The following is a 22,719-nucleotide window of genomic DNA, read 5'->3' on the forward strand; positions in this document are numbered from 1 at the left end:
GTGTAGCAGTCGATGTTGAAAGCTGTGGTTGCGCTACTGAATTACGAAACACCAAAACAACAAAGCCCGTCAGGCTAACACCTGACGGGCTTTGTCTTTAGGCGTTAACCGGGACTTACTTGCCCAACTTCAAGAAATCATCCCCCTTGCCCAATTCCAGCATCCCGGCATTGGAATAAATCCCCAGCTTGGCCCGTGTATCGGTAATGTCCAGATTGCGCATAGTCAGTTGCCCAATGCGGTCCAGCGGGCTGAACGGCGCGTCTTCCACTTTTTCCATGCTCAAACGCTCAGGCGCGTAGGTCAGGTTGGGCGATTCGGTGTTCAGCAGCGAGTAGTCGTTGCCGCGGCGCAGTTCCATCGTCACGGTGCCGGTGATGGCGCTGGCGATCCAGCGTTGGGCGGTTTCGCGCAGCATGATGGCCTGGCTGTCGAACCAGCGGCCCTGGTACAGCAGGCGGCCGAGCTTGCGGCCGTTGTCACGGTATTGCTCGATGGTGTCTTCGTTGTGGATGCCGGTAACCAGGCGCTCGTAGGCAATGAACAGCAGCGCCAGGCCCGGGGCTTCGTAGATGCCGCGGCTCTTGGCTTCGATGATGCGGTTTTCGATCTGGTCGCTCATGCCCAGGCCGTGGCGGCCGCCGATTTCGTTGGCTTTGAGGATCAGGCTCACGAGGTCAGGGTATGCGACGCCGTTCAGGGCCACGGGGCGGCCTTCTTCAAAGGTCACGCTCACTTCTTCGGCCTTGACGACGCAGTCGTCTTTCCAGAACGGTACGCCCATGATGGGGTTGACGATCTTGATACCGCTGTTGAGGTTTTCCAGGTCTTTGGCTTCGTGCGTGGCGCCCAGCATGTTGCTGTCGGTGCTGTAGGCCTTCTCGGCGCTCATCTTGTAGCCAAAGCCGTTGGCTGTCATGAACGCGCTCATCTCGGCGCGGCCGCCCAGTTCGTCGATGAACTGCTGGTCCAGCCAGGGTTTGTAGATCTTCAGCGCGGGGTTGGTCAACAGCCCGTAGCGGTAGAAGCGCTCGATGTCGTTGCCCTTGAAGGTGGAGCCATCGCCCCAGATGTTCACGTCGTCCTGCTTCATCGCCGACACCAGCATGGTGCCGGTGACAGCGCGGCCCAGTGGCGTGGTGTTGAAGTAGGTCACGCCGGCAGTCGTGATGTGGAACGCGCCGCTTTGCAGCGCGGCAATGCCTTCAGCGGCGAGCTGCGGGCGGCAGTCGACCAGGCGGGCCTTGATGGCGCCGTATTCCATGGCCTTGCGCGGAATCTCGTCGTAGTCGGCTTCGTCGGGCTGGCCCAGGTTGGCGGTGTACGCGTAGGGCAGGGCGCCCTTCTGTTTCATCCACAACAGCGCGGCGCTGGTGTCCAGGCCGCCAGAGAACGCGATGCCGACCTTTTGGTTGGCGGGGATGTTTTGCAGAATGGTGTTGGACATTTTTTAGGCCTGAGTATCGCTGTAAGCCGCGCAGAACCTGCGCAAGCAGCTATGAAAAAAGGAGCGAAGGATCGGTTGGGGGTGGACCAAGACGCTTTTTAACCGAAGTGGCAGATGTAGTGGTAAGCCGCTTCGCCCGCTGCAACGCGGATTTCGAATTTGGCGTTGCCGGGCACGCTGAACTTTTCGCCGGCCGAAGACTTCACCCAGCTGTCGCTGCCGGCCAGCTTGTATTCGCAGGCGCCCGCCACGCATTCCATGACCTCGGGCGCGCCGGTGTTGAAGGTCAGGGTGGCCGGAAGGATCACGCCGACCGATTTTTTGGTGCCGTCGGCCAGCGTGATGCCGTGGCTCACGCATTTGCCGTCAAAGTAGACGTTGGCCTTGGTGGTCACGCTGATGTTGTCGATTTGTTCGGTAGGCATGGGAATGTGCTGAAAAGAGACTGAAAGGGGCGAAAGGGGCTGTTCCGGGCTGCGGGAAAGCACCGCGTGGCGCCCAAACCGTTGATTTTAGGTCACCCGGAGCCCTTCGCCGGGCCCGCGGTGAATCCGGTTGGCGCTTTGTGGCGTATCCCCCGTACCAGCCGCCTGCCGGTGTTTCCCGATAGCCACCAATGCCTGACAATGTTCTTCATGAAGCCAGAAAGCCCGGACAGACAATTGATCGCGCTGATTGACCGCGTGGCCCAGGCCGATGAGTCGGCCCTGCGGGAGCTGTATGAGCTGACTTCGTCCAAGCTCTACGGTGTCGCGATTCGTGTGGTGACCAACCGTGAATGGGCTGAAGACGTGCTGCAGGAAGCTTTTTTGAACATCTGGCGCATCGCAGGCGACTACAAGGCGACCCTCTCACCGCCCATGGCCTGGATGGCGCTGGTGGTGCGCAGCCGCGGCCTGGATTTTTTGCGGCGCCGGGCTTCGGACCGGGCCGACCTGATGCAGGAACTTGACGACGTGATTTCCGACACGGTGGCCGGCGACTCGCCCAACCCGATGGACACGACCCAGGCCAGCGAACAGGCCTGGGCTTTGCATCAGTGCCTGGGCCAGCTGGAGCACAAGCAGCGTGAAGTGGTGAGCCTGGCGTATTTGCGGGATTTGAGTCATGGCGAGCTGGCTGAGCAGCTGAAGCTGCCTTTGGGTACCGTTAAAACCTGGATCCGGCGTGGGCTGGAACAGCTTCGCGGCTGCATGGCGAGGTTCGCGTAATGAATATCCAGAACAACCCCGCCCTGATGGATCAACTGGCAGCCAGCTATGCGCTGGGCACCTTGCGCGGCGGCGCGCGTCGCCGGTTTGAGACGCTGGCACGTGACAACGCGACCTTGCGTGCTGCGGCGCTGGTCTGGCAAAGCCGGCTGTCGTCGGTGGCTGAGCTGCAGCCGCAAGAGGCGCCCAGCCCGGTGGTCTGGAAACGCATTGAAAACCTGGTGCGGGCCGACAAGGAGGCGCGCGCCATGCAGGCGGCGCGGGCCGCTCCGAGTGCCGTGGGTTGGTGGTCCAGCCTGGGCTTGTGGCGCGGCGGGGCCGTGGCGGGCGCACTCGCGACTGCAGCGGCGGTTGTCGTGGGGCTGAACGTGAACGGCCGGCTGAGCGGGCAAGTGAGCGAACTGACCGCCAAACTGACAGCCACGCCCGAGATCGAATACGTGGCCGTACTGACGGATGACAAGGCTTCGGCATCGCTGCTGGTGACGTTTGATCCGAAGAACAAAACGCTGGTGCTTAAGCGCGTGGGCAGCTTCAGGGAGCAACCTGACAAGTCGCTGGAACTGTGGGCCTTGCCGCCCGGCGCGGCGCCCAAATCGCTGGGTGTGATGAATGCGGACCCCGTGGTTCGCCTGACCGCCGCGGGCACCGACATGCGTCAGGTTCCGACGCTGGCGATCACGCTTGAGCCCAAGGGTGGCGTGCCGCCGGGCAGCGGGCCGACCGGGCCGGTGCTGTTTAAGGGCGCGCTCATCGAGACACCCAAATAGCGCCGCTCACAAAACCCTCCTGGCGTTGTTGCGCCGCCTTGCCGTGCTGTAGCACTGTCTGCGGCGACGCGCCTAGCCAGGACCGCTTCGCTGGGCTTTGTGAGCGGCTCTTAGAGCTATCGGGCGGGCAGCAAAAAGGGGCGTTGGTAACGCCCCTTTTTTTGTTTATTAGCCCGCCAGTTGGTCTCAGCGCCAGTGATGGTGGCCATAGCCCCGGCTGTAACCGAAGTTCAGCGACAGGCCGATGGGGGCGTAATAAGGCTGGTAGTAGGGCCGCGGATAGTAAGCCGGGTAAACCACCGGCTGCTCCACGTAAGTCACAGCAGGCTGCACGTACACGGGCTGGGGTGCCGGTTGCACATAGGTCTGGGGCTGCTGCGGCGCGGACTGGAAGGTCTGCGGCGCAGGCGCCATGGCGCCGACCGGCGTGACCTGCAGGCGTACATACTGGCCCGGGTCGGTGGCCATCTGCGTGCTGTACTGCGTACCCTGGTATTCGTACACCACGTTGTAGTGGCTGGGGCGGTTTTCGTAATAGGTTTGCGTCGCGCACTGCTGCACGTTTTGAACCTGGTTGTTTGAGCCTTCGATGCGGTCGCCAACGATGGCACCGCCCACCAGGCCGATCATGGTGGCGACGGCACGGCCACCGCCATTGCCGATGGCGTTACCGGCTGCACCGCCCGCAAGGGCGCCCATCAGCGCGCCTGCGCCCGAGTTCGGTTGCTGGACGACGACGGGTTGGTTGCTGCAGACCTGGCGCGGTACGGCCACTTGCTGCACCACCGGCGTGCTTGAAATCACCCGGGCCAGGATGTCCATGGCGGAGGCGGGTACAGCTGCCAACCCGGAGGCGGCGGCCAGAGCAGAGAGAACAAGCGCTTTTTTCATGATTCAACCCTTTTCAGCCCGTGGCTGAAGTTGCACCGCCAAAGGTCTCACCCTGGTCGGGTGATGGCTCGGGCGGCAAACGTAATTTTAGTAAGTCAGAGTCATTTTGGGGCGCGGAGTTCGGTAAATCGACGGTAAAGCTGCCCATTAAAGCCCTCTGGAGGCAAAACAGGCTGCAAAACGTAACCGGTCGGCCTGCCGTGCGTTCAAACCCTCGCAGCCCAGCCCGGGGCGTCAAAACCGACGGTGATGTCTTTGCCCCAGTCCACCACCGGCCGCTTGATGACGCTGGGGTTGGCCAGCATCAGCGTTTGGGCGCTGGCGCTGTCATGCACGCCGGCCTGCAGCGCCGGGTCCAGCTTTCGCCAGGTGGTGCCCTGGCGGTTCAGCAGCTTTTCCCAGCCGGCTGCCTGGGCCCATCGCGTCAGCTGGTCGGGCGGCACGCCCTGCTTCTTGAAATCGTGAAACTGGTAGTCAACACCTTGTTCGCCGAGCCATGCGCGGGCCTTTTTGACGGTGTCGCAATTGGGGATGCCGTAAAGAATGATCATGGCCCGATTTTCGCAGATTTAAGGAAAACAGGCCTTCCGGCCAAGCGGGACGAGCGCGAGCAGCTATCAAATTAGTAGCGTTTCTGCAAAGGCGGGCAAGGGCCCGGGCGCGTAAGCGGGCCTTTGGCAAGGCTGGAATAATGAAGAACGCCGACCGGCGCAACCTTTTTTTGTATGGATGCCTTGCCCCATGACCGCTGCTTCAGCCACGCGCACTGCCCCCGCCGTTCTTTACCCGCCTCTCGAACCCTTTCGCACGGGCATTCTTGAAACGGGTGACGGCCATTCGGTGTACTGGGAGCTGTGCGGCAACCCCAAAGGAAAGCCGGCAGTGTTTTTGCATGGCGGCCCTGGCGCCGGCTGCTCGCCCGAGCATCGCCGCCTGTTTGATCCCGAACGCTATTGCGTGCTGCTGTTCGACCAGCGCGGCTGCGGCCGTTCCCGCCCCAGCGCCTCGCTGGAAAACAACACCACCTGGCACCTGGTGGCCGATATCGAGCGCTTGCGCACCCTGCTGGGTGTGGAGCGCTGGCTGGTGTTCGGCGGCTCCTGGGGCAGCGCACTGGCGCTGGCTTATGCGCAGGCGCATCCGGCCCGCGTGTCGGCGCTCGTCGTCAGGGGTATTTTTGCGCTGCGGCGTGCCGAACTGCTCTGGTACTACCAGGAAGGGGCGTCCTGGTTGTTCCCTGATTTGTGGGAAGAGTTCATCAAACCCATTCCCCAGGCAGAGCGCGGCGACCTGATTGCCGCCTACCGAAAACGGCTGGTGGGCGCCGACCGTGCTGCGCAACTGGCGGCTGCCCGCGCCTGGAGCCTGTGGGAAGGCCAGACGATTACGCTATTGCCTGACCCGTCTTTTACCGCCCAGCACGGCGACGACGCTTTTGCGCTGGCGTTCGCCCGCATCGAAAACCATTATTTTGTGCACGCCGGCTGGCTCGAAGAAGGGCAACTGATTCGCGATGCGCACAAGCTGGCCGGGATTCCCGGTGTCATCGTCCAAGGCCGCTACGACGTGGCCACACCGGCCAAAACCGCCTGGGATCTGCACCGCGCCTGGCCGGAGGCTGAATTCCACATGGTCGACAACGCTGGCCACGCCTTCAACGAGCCCGGCATCCTGCGCCAGCTGATCGCAGCCACCGACCGGTTTGCCAAATAGCTCGAACACCCCCGTTGACGCTCACTGCGTGTAGCGTCCTCCCCCCTTGCAGGGGGCGGCGCCTGCGACCGGCAGAGCCGGACCGCGGCCCCCGCTTGGAGGAAAGGCCGGCTTTGCGACAATAGGGGGCTGTATGCAAAATTTGAAAACTCTCGACGACTGGCTCGCCTATTGCGAGCATCTGCACCCCGTCGGCATCGACATGGGCCTGACGCGCATCAGCGCTGTGGCCAGGCGCATGGGCCTGGCCTTTGACTGCCCCATCATCACGGTGGCCGGCACCAACGGCAAAGGCTCGACCTGCGCGATGCTTGAAGCCATCTTGCTGCAGGCCGGCTACCGCACCGGCGTCTTCACTTCGCCGCACCTGGTGCATTTTGAAGAGCGCTGCCGGGTGCGCGGCGACATCGTGAAGGCTGACGAGCTGGTTGCGCAATTCGCGCGCGTCGAGGCGGCGCGCACGCAGGGCGGGGATGCGATTTCGCTGACCTACTTTGAATTCACCACCCTGGCCATCCTGCAGCTGCTGGCCGACGCAAAGCTGGATGTCGTCATCCTCGAAGTCGGCCTGGGCGGGCGTCTGGACGCCGTGAACATGCTGGACGCGGACTGCGCGGTGATCACCAGCATCGACCTGGACCACATGGAATACCTGGGCCCTGACCGTGAAAGCATTGGCCGCGAAAAGGCCGGCATCATGCGCGCCGGCAAGCCGGTCATCGTGAGCGATCCGGTGCCGCCGCAAAGCATCATTGACTACGCCGCCGCAGTGGGTGCTGACTTGTGGCGTTTCGGCACCGACTTCAATTTTTCGGGCGACAAGCAGCAATGGGGCTGGGCAGGGCGTGGGCGCCGCTATGCCGGCCTGGCGTATCCGGCCTTGCGCGGCGCCAACCAGCTTGTCAATGCTTCAGGCGTGCTGGCGGCGCTGACGGCCTTGCGTGAGCGCCTGCCGGTGACGGCCCAGGCGGTGCGCAACGGCTTGTCAATGGTCGAACTGCCGGGGCGCTTTCAGATCGTGCCCGGCCAGCCCACGCTGGTGCTGGATGTGGCGCACAACCCCCATTCGGTGGCCGCGCTGGCTGAAAACCTCGATGCCATGGGCTTTTACCCCTGCACGCACGCGGTGTTCGGTGCCATGGCCGACAAGGACCTGGCGCCCATGCTGGCACGGGTGGCGCCGCTTATCGACAAGTGGTATTTCACCGATTTGCCGACGCCGCGGGCCGCTTCTGCCGAGGATTTGCAGGCCAGGTGGACGGCGGCCAATACCCGGCCTGATGCAAGCGCCGGCACTTACAAATCCCCCGAAGCGGCGCTGCAGGCGGCGGTCAGGGCCGCAACCCCCGCTGATAGAATTGTCGTGTTCGGCTCCTTCTACACGGTGGGCGGCATTTTGAAGGACGGTGTGCCGCGTCTTTCGGCCCCGCACCTGGCCGCCTGAGACCTGACAAGCGGCCCGCAACGCGTTCAAAAAAGGGCCGTCAGCCCGCGTTCACCGTTAACGTCACCCCTTATCGGATCCAAGCCACACCATGCCGTTTTTCAACTTCCGCCGGGGCGGCTCCAACGCTGCCTCCAATGCCGGGTCAGCCGCTCAAACGGAAAGCGTGGAAGTGATTCGCAAGCGCGCCAAACACCGGCTGATCGGTTCTGCCGTGCTGGTGCTGATCGGCGTGTTGGGTTTCCCGCTGCTGTTTGACACCCAGCCCAGGCCCATTCCGGTCGATATCCCGATTGAAATTCCCGGCAAAGGCACGGTCAAGCCCCTGGTGATTCCCGGGCCCGGTGCCCCGGCAGCCACTTCCGCATCTGCCCCCAAGGTGGCCGACAAGCCCGCCGAAAAAGTGACCGCTGACGCCAGCCTGGCACCCAGGGAAGAAATTCTTTCATCAAAACCGGCTCCAGCCCTTGCTGCATCTGCGCCACCAGCTATCAAAAATGAAGCAAAACCGGAAACCAAACCTGAGGTGAAGCCTGCGGTCAAACCGGAAACCAAGCCGGCCAAGCCCGCTGCGAACGACGACGCCACACGTGCCGCCGCACTGCTGAACGGCACCGCCGCGCCGGCCGCCAAACCGTCTGCCAGCGAGGCGGATGGCCGTTTTGTGGTTCAGGTCGGCGCGTTTGCCGATGTGGCCAAGGCCCGCGAAGCGCGCCTGAAGGTGGAAAAGGCGGGCCTCAAAACCTATACACAAGTGGCGGAAACCAAAGACGGCAAGCGCATCCGGGTCCGCGTGGGCCCGTTTGCCACCAAGGCCGAGGCCGACAAGGCGGCGACCAAGATCAAGGGCCTTGATTTACCCGCTGCCATCCTGACCTTGTAATGGGTACTGCCCCGGTGGTGTCGTGACGGCTGTTGACTGGATTTTGCTGGGGGTGCTGGTTTTTTCCATGCTGTTGGGCGCATGGCGCGGGCTGGTGTATGAGGTGTTGTCGGTGCTGGGCTGGGTGGTGTCGTTTTTTGTGGCGCAATGGTTTGCGCCCGACCTGGCCACCCGCTTGCCGGTGCAGTCTGCTTCTGACCCGGTGCGTTATGCGGCGGCGTTTGTGCTGATCTTTATTGCCGCCGTGTTCGCGGCAGGGCTGCTGGCCTTTGTGGTGAAGAAGCTGGTAGCTGCCGTCGGCCTGGCGCCTGTGGACAGAGTATTCGGAGCCGCTTTTGGTGTGTTGCGCGGAATTGTTTTGCTGCTGGCGGCGACCGTTGTGATCGACATGACGGCGCTGAAGTCCAGCAGTTGGTGGCGGGAATCAAAGGGCGCGCCGGTGTTGACGGCCACGCTCAAGGCCCTGAAGCCGGTATTGCCCGAACAGTTTGCCAAGTATTTAATTTAACTTTGAAGAGTCAACTCATCATGATCGGAACACCATGTGCGGGATAGTCGGCGTCGTCAGCAAAGCCCCGGTCAATCAGCTGATTTATGACGGACTGCTGCTTTTGCAGCATCGCGGCCAGGATGCCGCGGGCATCGTCACGCAGCAGGGGCGCAAGTTCTACATGCACAAGGCCAAGGGCATGGTGCGCGACGTGTTCCGCACCCGCAACATGCGCGCGCTGCCGGGCACGGTGGGCCTGGGCCAGGTGCGCTACCCCACAGCAGGCAACGCCTACAGCGAAGACGAAGCCCAGCCGTTTTACGTCAATGCGCCCTTCGGCCTCGTGCTGTCGCACAACGGCAACCTGACCAATGCGGCCGAGCTGAAGGCCGAGCTCTTCAACACTGACCACCGTCACATCAACACCGACAGCGATTCTGAAGTGCTGCTCAACGTGCTGGCGCATGAGCTAGAAAAAACCACACGCGGCCTGCCGCTCAAGCCGGTTGATGTGTTCGCCGCAGTGCGCGGTGTGCACAAGCGCGTGAAGGGCTCTTATGCCGTCGTCGCGCTGATCGCCGGTCACGGCTTGCTGGCTTTCCGTGATCCCTTTGGCATCCGACCGCTGTGCATCGGCCGCGGCGAGAATGAAAACGGCACGACCGTCATGGTGGCCAGCGAATCGGTGGCGCTCGAAGGCACTTCGCACCAGTTCGAGCGCGACATCGCCCCGGGCGAAGCCGTGTATGTAGACATGGAAGGCGTGGTGCACGCCGAGCAGTGCGCACCCAACGCCAAACTCAACCCCTGCATCTTCGAATTTGTGTACCTGGCGCGTCCTGACTCCGTGCTGGACGGTATTTCGGTCTATCAGGCCCGCCTGAACCTGGGCGAGACGCTGGCCAAACGCGTGGTCTCTACCGTGCCACCCAGCGAGATCGATGTGATCATCCCGATCCCCGAATCCAGCCGGCCGAGTGCCACGCAGCTGGCGCACTTGCTGGGCATTCCTTACCGCGAAGGTTTCGTCAAGAACCGTTACGTGGGCCGCACCTTCATCATGCCGGGGCAGGGCGTGCGCAAGAAGTCCGTGCGCCAGAAGCTCAACGTGATTGCCAGCGAGTTCAAGGGCCGTAACGTGCTGCTGGTCGACGATTCCATCGTGCGCGGCACCACCAGCCGCGAGATCGTGCAAATGGCGCGTGACGCCGGTGCGCGCAAGGTCTACCTTGCCAGCGCTGCGCCGCCGGTGCGCTTTCCCAACGTGTACGGCATTGACATGCCCACACCTGATGAGCTGGTGGCCCACGGCCGCACGATTGAAGAAATCCGCGAAGTGATCGGCTGCGACGCGCTGATTTACCAGGACGTGGAAGGCATGAAGCGCGCCATTGGCTCACTCAACGGCAAGCTCGACGGCTTTGACGCCTCCTGCTTTGACGGCGTTTACATCACGGGCGACGTGACTGCAGAGACCATCGCCGCGATGAATTCACAGCGCGCCGACACCGCCGGCGAAGAAGGCGACGTGGACGTGTCCCGCCTGGCATTGCCCAATCCGCAAGAAGCCTGAGCATGACGAAAAGAAAACTGCCTGACAACCTGCACCGCGATACGCTGGCCGTGCGCGTGGCGTTGGAGCCCAGCCAGCACGGCGAAAACTCCGAAGCGCTGTACCTGACCAGCGGCTTTGTGCAACCCGATGCCGAGACCTCGGCACGGCGCTTTGCCGACCCGACAGAAGGCTACACCTACGGCCGCACGTCCAACCCGACGGTCACAAGCTTTGAACGCCGCCTCGCCGCGATGGAGGGCACCGAAGCCGCCATCGGCGCCTCGACCGGCATGGGCGCGATCCTGATGATGTGCATGGGATTGCTGAAGTCTGGCGACCACGTCATTTGCTCGCGTTCGATGTTTGGCTCGACGATCGCCTTGATAGGCCGCGAGTTCGGGAAGTTCGGCGTTGAAACCACGTTTGTGTCGCAGACCGACGTGAGCGAGTGGAAGGCCGCATTGCGACCCGGCACCAAGCTGCTGTTTGCTGAAACCCCGACCAATCCGCTGACCGAAGTCTGCGACATCCGGGCGCTGGCTGATCTGGCGCACAGCGTGGGCGCCTTGCTCGCGGTGGACAACTGCTTTTGCTCACCGGCCCTGCAGCGTCCGGTGGAATTCGGCGCTGACCTCATCATGCATTCGGGCACCAAATACCTGGACGGCCAGGGCCGTGTGATGGCGGGTGCGCTCTGCGGCTCGTCCAAACTCATCGTTGATGTGTTTGGCCCGATCGTGCGCACCGCCGGCATGACGCTCGCGCCCTTCAACGCCTGGGTCGTGCTCAAGGGCCTGGAGACATTGAACATCCGCATGCAGGCACAGAGCGCCAACGCGCTGGCCGTTGCCAGGTGGCTTGAAACGCAGCCTGCGGTGGCGCGCGTTTATTACCCTGGTCTCGAATCGCATCCCCAGCATGAGCTGGCCATGCGCCAGCAATCTGGACTGGGTGGCGCGGTGCTGTCGTTTGACGTACGCGGCGACACGCCGGAAGCGGCACGTGCCAACGCTTTCAAGGTGATCAACAGCACGCAGGTGCTGAGCATCGCGACCAACCTCGGTGACACCAAGACCATCATCAGCCATTCCGCCACCACCTCGCACGGGCGCCTCAGCGAAGAGCAGCGTCAGGCCGCCGGCATTGGTCAGAGCCTGGTCCGCCTGGCCGTCGGGCTGGACCACGTGGACGACATCAAGGCCGATCTTTCGCGCGGCCTGAGCCTCATCGCATGACTGAAGTAATGACCCAAAAAACCAGAACCCGTTTCGCCCCTTCACCGACTGGCTTTATCCATCTCGGCAATATCCGCTCGGCGCTTTACCCCTGGGCGTTTGCCCGCGCTACCGGCGGCGATTTCATCCTGCGCATCGAAGACACTGACGTCGAGCGCTCCAGCCAGGAAGCCGTCGATGTGATCATCGAAGGCATGCGCTGGCTGGGCCTGAACCACGATGAAGGCCCCTTCTTCCAGATGCAGCGCATGGACCGCTACAAGGCTGTGCTTGCCCAGATGCAGGTTGATGGCCTGGTCTACCCCTGCTACATGAGCGTGGCGGAGCTCGACGCCCTGCGCGAAAAGCAGATGGCCGCCAAAGAGAAACCACGCTACGACGGCACCTGGCGCCCGGCCCCCGGCAAGACCCTGCCGCCCGTGCCCGAAGGCGTGCAGCCCGTGCTGCGCTTCAAGAACCCGCAGGGCGGCAGCGTGGTCTGGGACGACAAGGTCAAGGGCCGCATCGAGATCAGCAACGACGAACTCGACGACCTGGTGATCGCCCGGCCTGACGGCACGCCGACCTACAACTTCTGCGTGGTGGTCGACGACATCGACATGGCCATGACCCACGTGATTCGCGGCGACGACCACGTGAACAACACGCCGCGGCAGATCAACATCTTCAAGGCCCTGGGTAAAGAGCCTCCGGTGTACGCCCACCTGCCGACCGTGCTCAACGAGCAGGGCGAAAAGCTCAGCAAACGCAATGGCGCCAAGCCAGTGACGCAGTACGCCGCCGAAGGCTATTTGCCGGACGCCATGGTCAATTACCTGGCGCGCCTGGGCTGGAGCCACGGCGACGACGAAATCTTCAGCCGCGAGCAGTTCATTGAATGGTTCAACCTTGATCACCTGGGCAAGAGTGCCGCGCAGTTCGATGAAACCAAGCTGCGCTGGGTCAATGCCCAGCACCTGAAGGCCACTCCTGATGACACACTGGCAACGCTGGTGCAGCCCTTCCTGGCAGCCCAGGGCATCACCGGCGTGGACCCGGTATGGGTGACGCGCGGCTGCGGGCTTTTTAAAGACCGCTGCAGCACACTCGTAGAGCTGGCCGGCTGGCTGCAACTGCTGGTGACCGGGGGCAAGCCCAGCGCTGAGGACATCAGCACGCATGTGACAGAGGCGGTGCGCCCTGCCATTGCAAAGCTGAGCAGTTCCCTGGTGGCCTGCGAGTGGAGCAAGGCCGCGATCTCGGCCGCCATCAAACAGGTGCTGGCCGACACGGGCCTGAAGATGCCGCAGCTGGCAATGCCCGTGCGCGTGCTGGTCATGGGCACGCCGCAAACCCCGTCCCTCGACGCGATTCTGGAGCTCATGAAACGCGAAGATGTGGTCTCCCGGCTCAAGCTTGTTTGAGGATTTGAAATAGGCCAATTTTTCGGGCTATAATTCAAGGCTCGACAATTGCAGGGAAACCTCAATAACTTGACGGGGGTATAGCTCAGCTGGGAGAGCGCTTGCATGGCATGCAAGAGGTCAGCGGTTCGATCCCGCTTACCTCCACCAAAAGTTAAAAGTTAGTCGGGAAGAATTTGAAGTTTTGTGGGTCCGTGTGAAAGCAGGGGCTCATCCGGAAGTTCCAAGGTTTTGACCCTATCGTCTAGAGGCCTAGGACACCACCCTTTCACGGTGGCTACAGGGGTTCGAATCCCCTTAGGGTCGCCAGAATTCATCACACCTTGCGTGTGATGCCCAAGGCGCAAGTTGACAACCGCCGGCCCGCAAGGGCTCAAGCGACTTGGCTCGAAAGAGCGAATGTTGTCACTACCAGGAGTGGTAGTTCAGTTGGTTAGAATACCGGCCTGTCACGCCGGGGGTCGCGGGTTCGAGTCCCGTCCACTCCGCCAATATTGATAAGGGTTAGCAGGTAAGTATCTGCTAACCCTTTTCTCTTTTCCGGCCCTTGTTTCCTGACTGCGTCCTCAAGATTTGGTGCGTGGCGCAAAGCAGCGGTATCGGCCCTGCTTTTTCTATTGCCGGATTCTTCCGTTTCCACTGACGATCGTCATCTCCACGAAGCGCGAACCATTGCGCATCCCCGGGCGAAATCCGATGACATATCCTCCCAGGTCAAAGCTGTCCAGTCCATCCAGAGCGGAAGCAAAACCTTCACGGGTCACACGCAAGCCTTGCCGCCGGGCCGCTTCAACAATCACCTTGGCCGCGATGAAGCCTTCCATCATTGCGTAGCTGATCGGAACATCCTGCGCTCCGGCTGTTGCCGCGATGTCGTTGAACTCCTTGGAAAGCCGATTTGTCAGTTTGTAGGGGCTGGGCGTAACCTGAGCGATCGCGATGCCTTGCATCTGCTCGTCAGAAAGCCGTTTCGCCATCTGCTCAATGTCCGCGCCCGAGTGTGCAAACAGCTGGGCCGTTCCTCCGGCCGAGCGGTATTTTTCAATAAAACCGGAAGCTGCACCTCCACTTGCAATCATGATGATCGCCTGCGGCGAGGCTTGCAGCATGGCGTCAGCGGCGGCAGTCACGCGGCTGGTCCCGGCGTCATAACCCGCCGTTTGCACGATCCTGGCCTTGGCATTCGCCGCTGCTTCCTGTGCGGCGGCGACGAGTGGCGCAGCACCGGGGCCGTTTTCGTAAAACAAGCCAAGCCTGGTGATTCCGACTGTCGCCAGGTGCGCCGTGATTCTCGCAAGTTCGTCCCGCAATGTGGCGCGCACGCCATAAAGTTGTGGCACGTCCAGATTCAGTTCGGTCGCGCGGAAGCCGACCAGCACGATGCGCTCGCGCTCAAATACGCCCGCGCTGACCAGTTGGGCGATGTTGCGGCTTCCAAAGTAGCCGGCAAGCACCACTGGCTTGTCCTCGGCCAGAAGCGCGCGCGTTTGGGTGAGTGTTTCATCGGGACGTCCAGCGTCGTCGCGGCGCGCCAGGATGAAGGTGTTTCCGTTGACCCCGCCCGCCTTGTTCACGGCGTTGAAATGCAATTGCATTCCAGCTGCATAGGCGCGGCCCTGGCTCGCGTCAATACCGGTCAACGGCGCCACCTGACCGACTACAAGCTGCGCGGCCAGTACGGACGACGTTATACCGCTTGCGATAACCAGGCCCGCCAGGCGGGCAATCAACTGACCAGTTCTCATTTCCAGTTTCCTTAACGCGGTCCAACTCGCACGTGCAACGCTTTCACCTGTCAAGCCTGAGGCTGTAGATAGTGAGTCCAGCCCCATGGGTAACAATCAATCGGAGAAGGCCACGAGGTCCTTGCCGGCCGCCACTTTCAATCGATCCGGATGTTGGAACGCAGGGCGATCACGCGCATGCGGGGCAGCTCGTTTTCGATGCGCGCCGCAACCGTGGCAGCGGGCTCCCAGGCGTATTCGAGTCCGTTCGCGACGAGTTTTTCGCGAAGCTCGGGATCCTTCATCGTCTCGGCCAGCGCCTTCTGCAGCTTGGCTTTTACATCCGCCGGCACCCCCTTGGGCGTGGCAATGGCCAGCCAGGAATCGGCCGAGAAACCTTTGAAACCGCTCTCCGCCACAGTCGCCACCGTGGGCATTTGCGTCGCGCGGCTTTCGCCGGTGACGGCGATGGCTTTGATCCTCGGCTTCGCCGCCTTCAGTTGCGGCAGCGCCGCCGCGACGGTGTCAATCGAGAAGGGGATTTGGCCGGCCATCAGGTCGGTCATCGCTGGTGCGCTGCCTTTGTAAGCGATGTGCTGCAGCTTGATGCCAGCGGCGCTCCAGAGCATTTCACCGGCGAAGTGCCCTGTGGTGCCGTTGCCGAACGACCCGTACACGTACTTGTCCGGTGCGCGTTGCACCGCTGCGATCAGCTGCTTCAGGTCGTTGACCGGGACATCGGAGTTGGCCAGAAGAACAAGGGGAACGCGCGCCACCATCCCGACAGGCTCGAAACTCTTGATCGGGTCGTAAGGCAGCTTGGGCATGAGTGCCGGGTTGACCGTGAAAGTGGATCCCGAGCTGATAAGCAGCGTGTAGCCGTCCGGCGCCGCCTTGGCGACGAATGCGGCACCGACGATGGTGCCGGCGCCCGGCCGGTTGTCGATGACCACAGGTTGCCCCAGGCGCTCACCCAGCTTCTTGGCGACCAGCCGTCCGGCGATGTCGGTGGCGCCGCCCGGCGGAAAAGGAATGACCAGTTGGACCGGCTTGGACGGATAGCCCTGCGCGTGAACGCTGGCCCATGGGGCCAGCAAGACCAGCGCCATGGCCAGGAAGAAGCGCTTCTCATACCTTGGGTTCATCATCGTATTGCTCCTCTTTGATACGGCATGGGCCGCGTTGATCAACCGTTGCGAAACAGGAAACTGCAGGCATTGCGTTTCGACGTATCCAGAATCCCAAGCGGCAAAGTTGGAGGGCATGTCGGAAATCCGCTTGAGGAGTCAAGGAAAGTCTATCGCCGAGGCCGCGCAACAGGGTTGCAACATAATTGACTTTTAAGATCAGTTATTCGAATAATTAGATTTTAAAACTTGGAGAAGTGTGTGATTAAAGAAAAAAGAGAAATAAAAGTGCGTTTACAGAATGAAACAACTGCCCCACGACCTGACCTGGACCGGGTTGATCGCGTGATCCTGCGCCTGCTCCAGCGCGATGCATCGATCTCCAATGTGGCACTGGCGGCCAAGGTGCACCTGAGCCCCGCAGCCTGCTTGCGCCGGGTGGAGCGCCTGAAATCGATGGGCCTGGTACAGCGCATCGTCGCGCTGCTCAATCCTGCGTCGCTGAACCTTGGCATGCTGGTCGTGATCGGCGTGGTGTTGGACCGGTCCACACCGCAGTCCTTCGCCGACTTCGAAAAAGCGGTGCAGAAGGTGCCGGGCTGCCTGGAATGCGTGGTGGTGACGGGCGAGTTCGACTACTTCGTCACCGTCCGCACGCAGGACAACGAATCGTTTAACCGCCTGCATGCCGCGGAGCTGCTCTACCTCCCGGGGGTGCGGCAGATCCGCACCTTCGTCGTGCTGAAGCAGGTGCTCTCAACGACGGAACTGCCTGTTATGTAGTTTTCAGGGTGTTGACAATCCCGATGAAGGTTGAAGCACACCCGACCATAGACAACGCGCATTTCCTCGCTTCCTTCTTGCGATGTCTCGGGTCCTTGAGACTCGCATGTGAATTCAGGAGCGACCGCTCAACAGGGCAGTGGTGGTATCAAAGGTAACGATGGTCCCCGCAGCAGAGTCCGATAGCGTGTTTCGTTCATAATGAGAATAATTCCCATCTACGACGCGCGCCTGGTCAGCCACCGCCACATCTCGTCTGCCGCTTGAAGGGATCCGTCACCTCCATGGCAATGACCGACCTGTGCTTGAGCGCTATTACCAAGAACTGCTGAACTTCTGTTCCCGCACGGTGCGAAACCGCGATGCTGCGGCTGATGTCGTGCAGGAGAGCTATGCGCGCGTCCTGGCGGTGCAGCATTCCGGCCAGGCGGTGCCTGAGCCGCGCGCACTGCTCTACCGCACAGCACGCAACCTGCAGATCGACCAGCACCGCCGCAGTGAAGTGCGCGGCGATGCGCTGCATCCCGATGCCGAGGCCTCGGCCGCCGAGCTCGAGAACCTCGCGGCGCCGCTGGCCTGCGAGCCCGATGCTGCGGCGTCTTCCGCGCAAGGGGTGAACGCCCTGCTGGCCACGATTGATGCCCTGCCTTTGCGCTGCCGCGAGGCTTTTATCCTGCACAAGTTTGACGGCCTGCCGCATGCGGAGGTGGCCGAGCAGATGGGCATCTCGCGCAAGATGGTCGAGCAGCACATCAAGCTGGCCATGGACGCCTGCAGGCGTTGCAAAGACGCGCTCGACGGGGCACCCGCCACCGCCGGCCCAACTTCTACCCCCATCTCTACCCCGGTGCTCCGACGAAAAAAACCCGCCCGCGAATGACTTTCGGCTTTCGAATGAATTTTTATTTGTATTCTTGCTTTCCCGGCATAGGGTTTCGGCTTGTTCGTGCGTCTACATCCAAGAGCCGATAAGCACACCATGAACATCCCGCCGCCAGCCCACCCGCCAGCCGCACCGTCCACAGAGCCCGACGAAGCGGCGCTGGACTGGTTCGTGCGGCATACCGGTGGGCAGCTTGGCGCGGCGGACGAGGCTGCGTTCCTGGCCTGGCTGGCGGCGGACAGCGCCCACGGCGCGGCCTTTGCGCGCCACCAGCGTGACTGGCGTTTGCTCGACGCGCTGCCGGCAGATGGCTTGCGCACGCTGAGACAGAACCTCGCCGACGACAAAGCCGCTGCCGCCGTCCGTACCGCGCCGCGCCGGCGCGCCTGGTGGCAGGGGCTGTCTGCCTGGTTGCCGCAGGGCGCACTGGCCGCCGTGGCGTTGATGGTTTCCTGCGGGGGCTATATGGCCTGGAGCCTCTGGCGGCAGCAACCGGTGTTCGAGCAGAGTTTTGCCACCACGCGAGGCCAGCAGCTGGAGGTGGTCTTGCCGGAAGGCAGCCGCCTGAGGCTGGACACCCTGACCACCGCCGACGTCACGCTTTACCGTGAGCGCCGTGAAGTGCGCCTGCCGCAGGGAGAGGCAATGTTCCAGGTCAAGGGTGACCCGGCGCGTCCTTTCGATGTGCTGGCCGGGCCTTTGCGCATCACGGTGGTCGGCACGCGGTTTTCTGTGCGCTACACGCCCGGTGTGCCGGGCCGTGCGGGTGTGCAGGTTGCGGTGGAAGAAGGGCGTGTGCGCGTGGCGCGCGCCGAACGGTCCGCTACCGATGCGGCGGTTGAGCTGGTCGCCGGCCAGCAGATCGCGAGCGACATGTCGGGATTGCTGGGCGCGGTGTCTGCCTTGCCCGCAGCCGGGATTGCGCCCTGGCGTGAAAGCCGCGTCAGTTTTGACAACACGCCTCTGAACCAGGCTCTGGCCGAGTTCGAGCGTTACGGCCCGGTGCATCTGACGGTGCGGGAGCCGGCCGTGGCCGCGCTGCGCGTGACGGGCACGTTCGACCCGCGGCGGCCGGGCAACTTCGCCCGCATCCTGCAGCAGGTCTTGCCCGTGAAGCTGCGCGAGCAGGGCGGCGAGGCCGAGATCGTCTCTGCCGGTCATTAGTCATTCGCCGTTAGCCACTAACTATTAGTTATCGGCTTGAGCTGCCTGGCCTGCTGGCCGAAGCAGGTGACATCAGGACACAAAAAAACTTTTGTGCCCGACCTAGGGTTTCCCAGAGCCCACGCGTCTACATGAGAAGGATTCTTATTTAAACCTTCTCCCGGAGATTGCACGCATGCCTCGTTCCCGCTTCCATCTACCCCCGTTGGCCCTGGCTTTGGCCCTCGGAAGTACGGTGGCTTTTTCCCAAAACACCGGCAGCACGCGTGCCGCCATACCGGTACAGGTCAGCATTGCGGTGCAGCCCCTGGCCCAGGCGCTGAACGACCTGGCGCAGCAGGCCCGGCTTGAGTTGATGGTGCAGCCCGCATTGGTGGCGGGCAAGACGGCGCCGGCTGTGTCTGGCCGTTTGACGCCGCAACAGGCGCTGGACAGGCTGTTGGCCGGCAGCGGCCTGGCGGCGACCATCGACGGCAATGTGTTTGTGGTCAAGCCTGTTTCAACGTCATCGGGCGCGGCAACCTTGCCGCTGGTGACCGTGACGGCCGGCGCGGAGCAGGAAACGGCCACCAGCGGCGGCAATGGCTACGTCGCCAAGCGCAGTGCCTCGGGTTCCAAGACCGACACGCCCATCATCGAGACGCCGCAGTCGATCTCGGTGGTGACCAAGCAGCAGCTGGAAGACCAGAAACCGCGCAGCGTTTCCGAGGCCTTGAATTACTCGCCGGGCGCCTTCACAGGGCTGGTGGGCGCGTCCAATCGCTACGACTACGTGGCGCTGCGCGGCTTCAAGGACAGCAGCGTAGACAGCACCCTGCTTGACGGGCTGCGTATGTTGAGTGACCAGGGCAGCTACACCTCGATGCAGGTGGATCCTTATTTCCTGGAGCGCATTGACGTGGTGCGGGGCCCTGCGTCTGTGCTGTACGGACGCGCGTCGCCGGGCGGCCTGGTGGCGCTGACCAGCATGACACCGCAGTACCAGCCTTACCGGGAAGTACAAGTCACCACCGGCAACCGCAACCGCCGGGAAGCGGCTGTCGATCTTTCGGGGCCCATCGACAAAGACGGTGTGATGGCCTTTCGCCTGACGGCACTGACGCGCTCGCTCGACTCACAGTTCAGCACAGTCAAGGAAGAGCGCCAGGCGATTGCTGCATCCCTGGCGATCAACCCGTCAAACGACACGCGCCTGTTGCTGCAGGCTTATCTCCAGGATGACCCGGAGGGCAGCTATCACAGCGGGGTTCCGGCGGACGCCAGTCTCAATGCCAATCACAACGGCCGCCTGATTTCGCGCTATTTCTTCGATGGAGATTCCAGTGTCGAGAAATACCAGCGCAAGCAACGCTTCCTCGGCTACCAGTTCGAGCATGCCTTTAACGATGCGTGGAAGTTCCGGCAGAACTTCCGCCACGTGACGGCGAATACCACGCTGCGCCAGATCTACGGTTATGGCTGGGCCAGCGCCAACGAGTTGACGCGCTACTATTCCGGCGCCACGGAGTCGACACGCGGCAACACCATCGACAACCAGCTTGAAGGCCACTTCGAGACGGGCGCGCTCAAGCACACCCTGCTGACCGGGCTGGACTACCAGAAGCGCCGCGTCAGCGGGAGCTGGGAGTCGGGCAGCGCGCTGCCGATCAACGTGTTCAATCCAGGCTACGGCGCACCGGGCCTGACCGGCGTGACCAGCGACCCTATCGATCGCCAGCTCGAGCAAACCGGCCTCTACCTGCAAAACCAGACGGAGCTGGACCGCTGGCGCTTCACGCTGGGCGGCCGCATGGACTGGGCCAAGGCCTCCAACCAGTATGGCTCGGGAAATCCGGCGCAGTGGAGCGGCTCCAAATTCACCAAGCGGGCCGGCATTGTCTATCTGTTTGACAACGGCGTTGCGCCCTACGTGGGTTATTCGGACGGCTTTAATCCCAGCCTGCGCAATGACCGGCAAGGCAACAACCTGCCGCCCGCGGAGACCAAACAGCTGGAAGTCGGCATACGCTACCAGCCCAAGGACTCCAACACCTTGCTGTCGGCGGCGGTGTACGACCTGTCGCAGAAAAATGTCGCCACACGCCCGGTAGGCGCCACCTACTTTGAACCTACCGGGAAGGTGCGCTCGCGCGGCCTGGAACTGGAGGCCCGTTCGCAGCTGAGCCGCAAGGTCTCGGTGATGGCGAGCTACACCTATACCGACATGAAGTTCACCGAATCGTCGGACGGCTTCACCGGCAACACGCCGTACCAGGCGCCGCGCCATATGGCCTCGGTCTGGGGCGACTGGAACTTCTCGCAGGGCTACACCATGGGTGCGGGCGTGCGCCATGTGGGCTCGAGCTGGGTCGACAACGCCAACAGCATGAAGGTGCCGCCCTACACGCTGGTGGACCTGATGCTGCGCGTCGATCTGGCCCAGCTGAATCCGTCGCTCAAGGGCGCCAACCTTCGCCTGAGCGTCAATAACCTCCTCGACAAGACCTATGTGGCGTCGTGCCTGAGCCAGCAGTACTGCTACTGGGGCGACGCGCGCAGCGTCAACGCGACCGTGACGTATCAGTGGTAGGAACGCGGCCCGGTGCGGTAGTCAGCGGCGGGCATTCTTTTGATCACCATGCGCCACCGGATGGCGCACCAGAAATCAGGGAGTTCAGTGCAATGAAAAATGATGTCTATGACTTTATTGCGATCGGGCTTGGACCCTTCAATCTGAGTCTGGCCTGTCTGGCGGAGCCGATCACCGGGGTGAACGCGGTTTTTCTGGAGCGCAATGCGGAGTTCAACTGGCACCCCGGGATGCTGATTGACAACACCACACTGCAAAACCCCTTCCTGGCCGACCTGGTGAGCCTGGCGGACCCCACCAGCTGCTTCAGCTTTCTCAACTACTGCAAGGAAGAAGGGAAAATCTATTCGTACTACTTCCGCGAGAGCTTCTACCTGACGCGGGCTGAGTACAACGCCTACTGCCGCTGGGCGGCGGCGCGCCTGTCCAACGCGCGCTTCGAATATGACGTGCAGGAGATCGTCCACGACATCGAGAACGGCTGCTATGTCGTGACCGGTGTGCAAGGCCCGCAGCGCGAGCCTTTTGTCATGCGCTGCCGCAAGCTGGTGCTGGGCGTTGGCTCCAAGCCCCGTTTCCCACAATGTTGCGCGCCGGGCGGGCATCGCTACCTGCATACCGCCGACTACATCACCCGCAAGGCCGAGCTGCAGAAGAAGCGCTCCATCACCATCGTCGGCAGCGGCCAGAGCGCGGCCGAGGTCTACCACGACCTGCTCAAGGACGCCGACGGGCACGACTACAGCCTGACCTGGATCACCCGCTCTTCGCGCTTCTTCCAGATGGAGACCACCAAGCTCACGCTGGAGATGTTCTCCCCGGACTACATCGATTACTTCTACAACCTGGCCGATGGGAAGAAGGAGCGCATCGTGCGCGCGCAGGACAGCCTGTACAAGGGCGTCAATGCCAGCCTGATCAACCAGATCTATGACCTGCTGGACGACAGGCGAAAGCAGGGGCCGCTGCGCACGCACCTCATTACCAATTGCGAGTTGCAGGGGTGTCGCTACGACGCCGGAAGCGACAGCTACGAGATCGAATTCCGCCAGCTTGACTGCGACGCACGTTATGCGCATCGCAGCGAGGGGCTGGTCTTCGCCACGGGCTACCGCGAGAACATCCCGCCTTTCGTTGACGGCATCCGCCACCGCCTGCGTTGGGACGAACAAGGCCGCTATCGCCTCGCGCGCAATTACGCCGCCGATTTCAACGGCAACGAGATATTCGTGCAGAACGCCGGCCAGCACACCCACGGCATGACCAACCAGGACCTGGGCATGAGCTGCTACCGCAACTCCTACATCCTGCGCGAACTCACGGGCGTGGAGCACTACAAGATTGAGCGTCGCGTCGCGATCCAGGATTTCACTATTCCGTCCACAGCGGACTTCGTCCTGCTCTGAGGCCTGAGGCGCACAACAAAC

Annotated in this window: 20 protein-coding genes and 3 tRNA genes; 17 read left to right on the forward strand and 6 right to left on the reverse strand. The window is 62.3% G+C overall.

The window, feature by feature from the left end; translation table 11 throughout:
- Nucleotides 1-115 precede the first annotated feature (115 nt).
- Both argG and ppnP read right to left on the reverse strand, forming a co-directional pair.
- On the reverse strand, nucleotides 116-1,447 hold the full coding sequence (argG, locus tag AC1DY9_RS00560; protein WP_477665539.1) for an argininosuccinate synthase: 1,332 nt from the start codon (nucleotides 1,445-1,447) through the stop codon (nucleotides 116-118).
- Nucleotides 1,448-1,545: 98 nt separating this feature from the next.
- A complete protein-coding gene (gene ppnP / locus AC1DY9_RS00565; RefSeq protein WP_477665540.1) occupies nucleotides 1,546-1,872 on the reverse strand; it encodes a pyrimidine/purine nucleoside phosphorylase in 327 nt (108 codons plus the stop codon).
- 210 nt (nucleotides 1,873-2,082) lie between these two features.
- Here ppnP and AC1DY9_RS00570 point away from each other — a divergent pair, with 210 nt between their 5' ends.
- Nucleotides 2,083-2,658, forward strand: a complete 576-nt coding sequence (locus tag AC1DY9_RS00570) for an RNA polymerase sigma factor (RefSeq protein ID WP_477665541.1) — start codon at nucleotides 2,083-2,085, stop codon at nucleotides 2,656-2,658.
- Nucleotides 2,658-3,428, forward strand: coding sequence for an anti-sigma factor (locus AC1DY9_RS00575; protein ID WP_477665542.1), 771 nt, complete (start codon nucleotides 2,658-2,660; stop codon nucleotides 3,426-3,428). Before AC1DY9_RS00570 ends, AC1DY9_RS00575 begins: the two co-directional genes overlap by 1 nt.
- 186 nt (nucleotides 3,429-3,614) lie before the next feature.
- On the opposite strand, the gene AC1DY9_RS00580 is transcribed toward AC1DY9_RS00575, so the two are convergent.
- Nucleotides 3,615-4,319, reverse strand: coding sequence for a glycine zipper 2TM domain-containing protein (locus tag AC1DY9_RS00580; protein ID WP_477665543.1), 705 nt, complete (start codon nucleotides 4,317-4,319; stop codon nucleotides 3,615-3,617).
- A gap of 206 nt (nucleotides 4,320-4,525) precedes the next feature.
- Nucleotides 4,526-4,870, reverse strand: a complete 345-nt coding sequence (locus AC1DY9_RS00585; RefSeq protein WP_477665544.1) for an ArsC family reductase — start codon at nucleotides 4,868-4,870, stop codon at nucleotides 4,526-4,528.
- 190 nt (nucleotides 4,871-5,060) lie between these two features.
- On the opposite strand from AC1DY9_RS00585, the gene pip reads away from it, so the two are divergent.
- The 10 genes from pip (at nucleotide 5,061) to AC1DY9_RS00635 (ending at nucleotide 13,533) form a co-directional block, all read left to right on the forward strand.
- A complete protein-coding gene (pip, locus tag AC1DY9_RS00590) occupies nucleotides 5,061-6,032 on the forward strand; it encodes a prolyl aminopeptidase (protein ID WP_477665545.1) in 972 nt (323 codons plus the stop codon).
- A gap of 133 nt (nucleotides 6,033-6,165) precedes the next feature.
- Nucleotides 6,166-7,476, forward strand: coding sequence for a bifunctional tetrahydrofolate synthase/dihydrofolate synthase (gene folC, locus AC1DY9_RS00595; RefSeq protein ID WP_477665546.1), 1,311 nt, complete (start codon nucleotides 6,166-6,168; stop codon nucleotides 7,474-7,476).
- A 91-nt stretch (nucleotides 7,477-7,567) separates the two neighbouring features.
- Complete coding sequence (locus tag AC1DY9_RS00600) at nucleotides 7,568-8,359, forward strand: SPOR domain-containing protein (protein ID WP_477665547.1); 792 nt, start codon at nucleotides 7,568-7,570, stop codon at nucleotides 8,357-8,359.
- A gap of 22 nt (nucleotides 8,360-8,381) precedes the next feature.
- Entirely contained in the window at nucleotides 8,382-8,867 is a 486-nt protein-coding gene (locus AC1DY9_RS00605) for a CvpA family protein (RefSeq protein WP_477665548.1), read from the forward strand.
- A gap of 34 nt (nucleotides 8,868-8,901) precedes the next feature.
- Nucleotides 8,902-10,422, forward strand: a complete 1,521-nt coding sequence (purF, locus tag AC1DY9_RS00610) for an amidophosphoribosyltransferase (RefSeq protein ID WP_457279913.1) — start codon at nucleotides 8,902-8,904, stop codon at nucleotides 10,420-10,422.
- 2 nt (nucleotides 10,423-10,424) lie between these two features.
- Nucleotides 10,425-11,639 carry an O-succinylhomoserine sulfhydrylase gene (locus tag AC1DY9_RS00615; protein WP_477665549.1) on the forward strand — a complete coding sequence of 405 codons (1,215 nt, stop codon included), beginning with the start codon at nucleotides 10,425-10,427 and terminating at the stop codon, nucleotides 11,637-11,639.
- An 8-nt stretch (nucleotides 11,640-11,647) separates the two neighbouring features.
- Nucleotides 11,648-13,042: a glutamate--tRNA ligase gene (gene gltX / locus AC1DY9_RS00620; RefSeq protein ID WP_477665550.1), complete on the forward strand. Its 1,395-nt coding sequence runs from the start codon at nucleotides 11,648-11,650 to the stop codon at nucleotides 13,040-13,042.
- Between the two features lie 74 nt (nucleotides 13,043-13,116).
- Nucleotides 13,117-13,192, forward strand: a tRNA-Ala gene (locus AC1DY9_RS00625).
- 83 nt (nucleotides 13,193-13,275) lie between these two features.
- A tRNA-Glu gene (locus AC1DY9_RS00630) sits at nucleotides 13,276-13,351 on the forward strand.
- A 105-nt stretch (nucleotides 13,352-13,456) separates the two neighbouring features.
- A tRNA-Asp gene (locus AC1DY9_RS00635) sits at nucleotides 13,457-13,533 on the forward strand.
- Between the two features lie 123 nt (nucleotides 13,534-13,656).
- Here the strand turns inward: AC1DY9_RS00635 and AC1DY9_RS00640 are convergent.
- Both AC1DY9_RS00640 and AC1DY9_RS00645 read right to left on the reverse strand, forming a co-directional pair.
- On the reverse strand, nucleotides 13,657-14,841 hold the full coding sequence (locus tag AC1DY9_RS00640; RefSeq protein ID WP_477665551.1) for an ABC transporter substrate-binding protein: 1,185 nt from the start codon (nucleotides 14,839-14,841) through the stop codon (nucleotides 13,657-13,659).
- 83 nt (nucleotides 14,842-14,924) lie between these two features.
- Nucleotides 14,925-15,911: a Bug family tripartite tricarboxylate transporter substrate binding protein gene (locus AC1DY9_RS00645; protein ID WP_457280958.1), complete on the reverse strand. Its 987-nt coding sequence runs from the start codon at nucleotides 15,909-15,911 to the stop codon at nucleotides 14,925-14,927.
- A gap of 270 nt (nucleotides 15,912-16,181) precedes the next feature.
- On the opposite strand from AC1DY9_RS00645, the gene AC1DY9_RS00650 reads away from it, so the two are divergent.
- The 5 genes from AC1DY9_RS00650 to AC1DY9_RS00670 all read left to right on the forward strand — a co-directional run bounded on the left by AC1DY9_RS00650 (nucleotide 16,182) and on the right by AC1DY9_RS00670 (nucleotide 22,698).
- Nucleotides 16,182-16,676, forward strand: coding sequence for an Lrp/AsnC family transcriptional regulator (locus tag AC1DY9_RS00650; protein ID WP_457279917.1), 495 nt, complete (start codon nucleotides 16,182-16,184; stop codon nucleotides 16,674-16,676).
- Between the two features lie 301 nt (nucleotides 16,677-16,977).
- Nucleotides 16,978-17,556 (forward strand): sigma-70 family RNA polymerase sigma factor, encoded by a 579-nt coding sequence (locus AC1DY9_RS00655; protein WP_477665552.1) that lies wholly within the window; start codon nucleotides 16,978-16,980, stop codon nucleotides 17,554-17,556.
- 99 nt (nucleotides 17,557-17,655) lie between these two features.
- Complete coding sequence (locus AC1DY9_RS00660) at nucleotides 17,656-18,723, forward strand: FecR family protein (protein WP_477665553.1); 1,068 nt, start codon at nucleotides 17,656-17,658, stop codon at nucleotides 18,721-18,723.
- Between the two features lie 175 nt (nucleotides 18,724-18,898).
- A complete protein-coding gene (locus AC1DY9_RS00665) occupies nucleotides 18,899-21,292 on the forward strand; it encodes a TonB-dependent siderophore receptor (RefSeq protein WP_477665554.1) in 2,394 nt (797 codons plus the stop codon).
- Nucleotides 21,293-21,384: 92 nt separating this feature from the next.
- Nucleotides 21,385-22,698, forward strand: a complete 1,314-nt coding sequence (locus AC1DY9_RS00670; RefSeq protein WP_457279921.1) for a lysine N(6)-hydroxylase/L-ornithine N(5)-oxygenase family protein — start codon at nucleotides 21,385-21,387, stop codon at nucleotides 22,696-22,698.
- Nucleotides 22,699-22,719: the final 21 nt, after the last annotated feature.

Source organism: Polaromonas sp. P1_F6, from assembly GCF_056405695.1.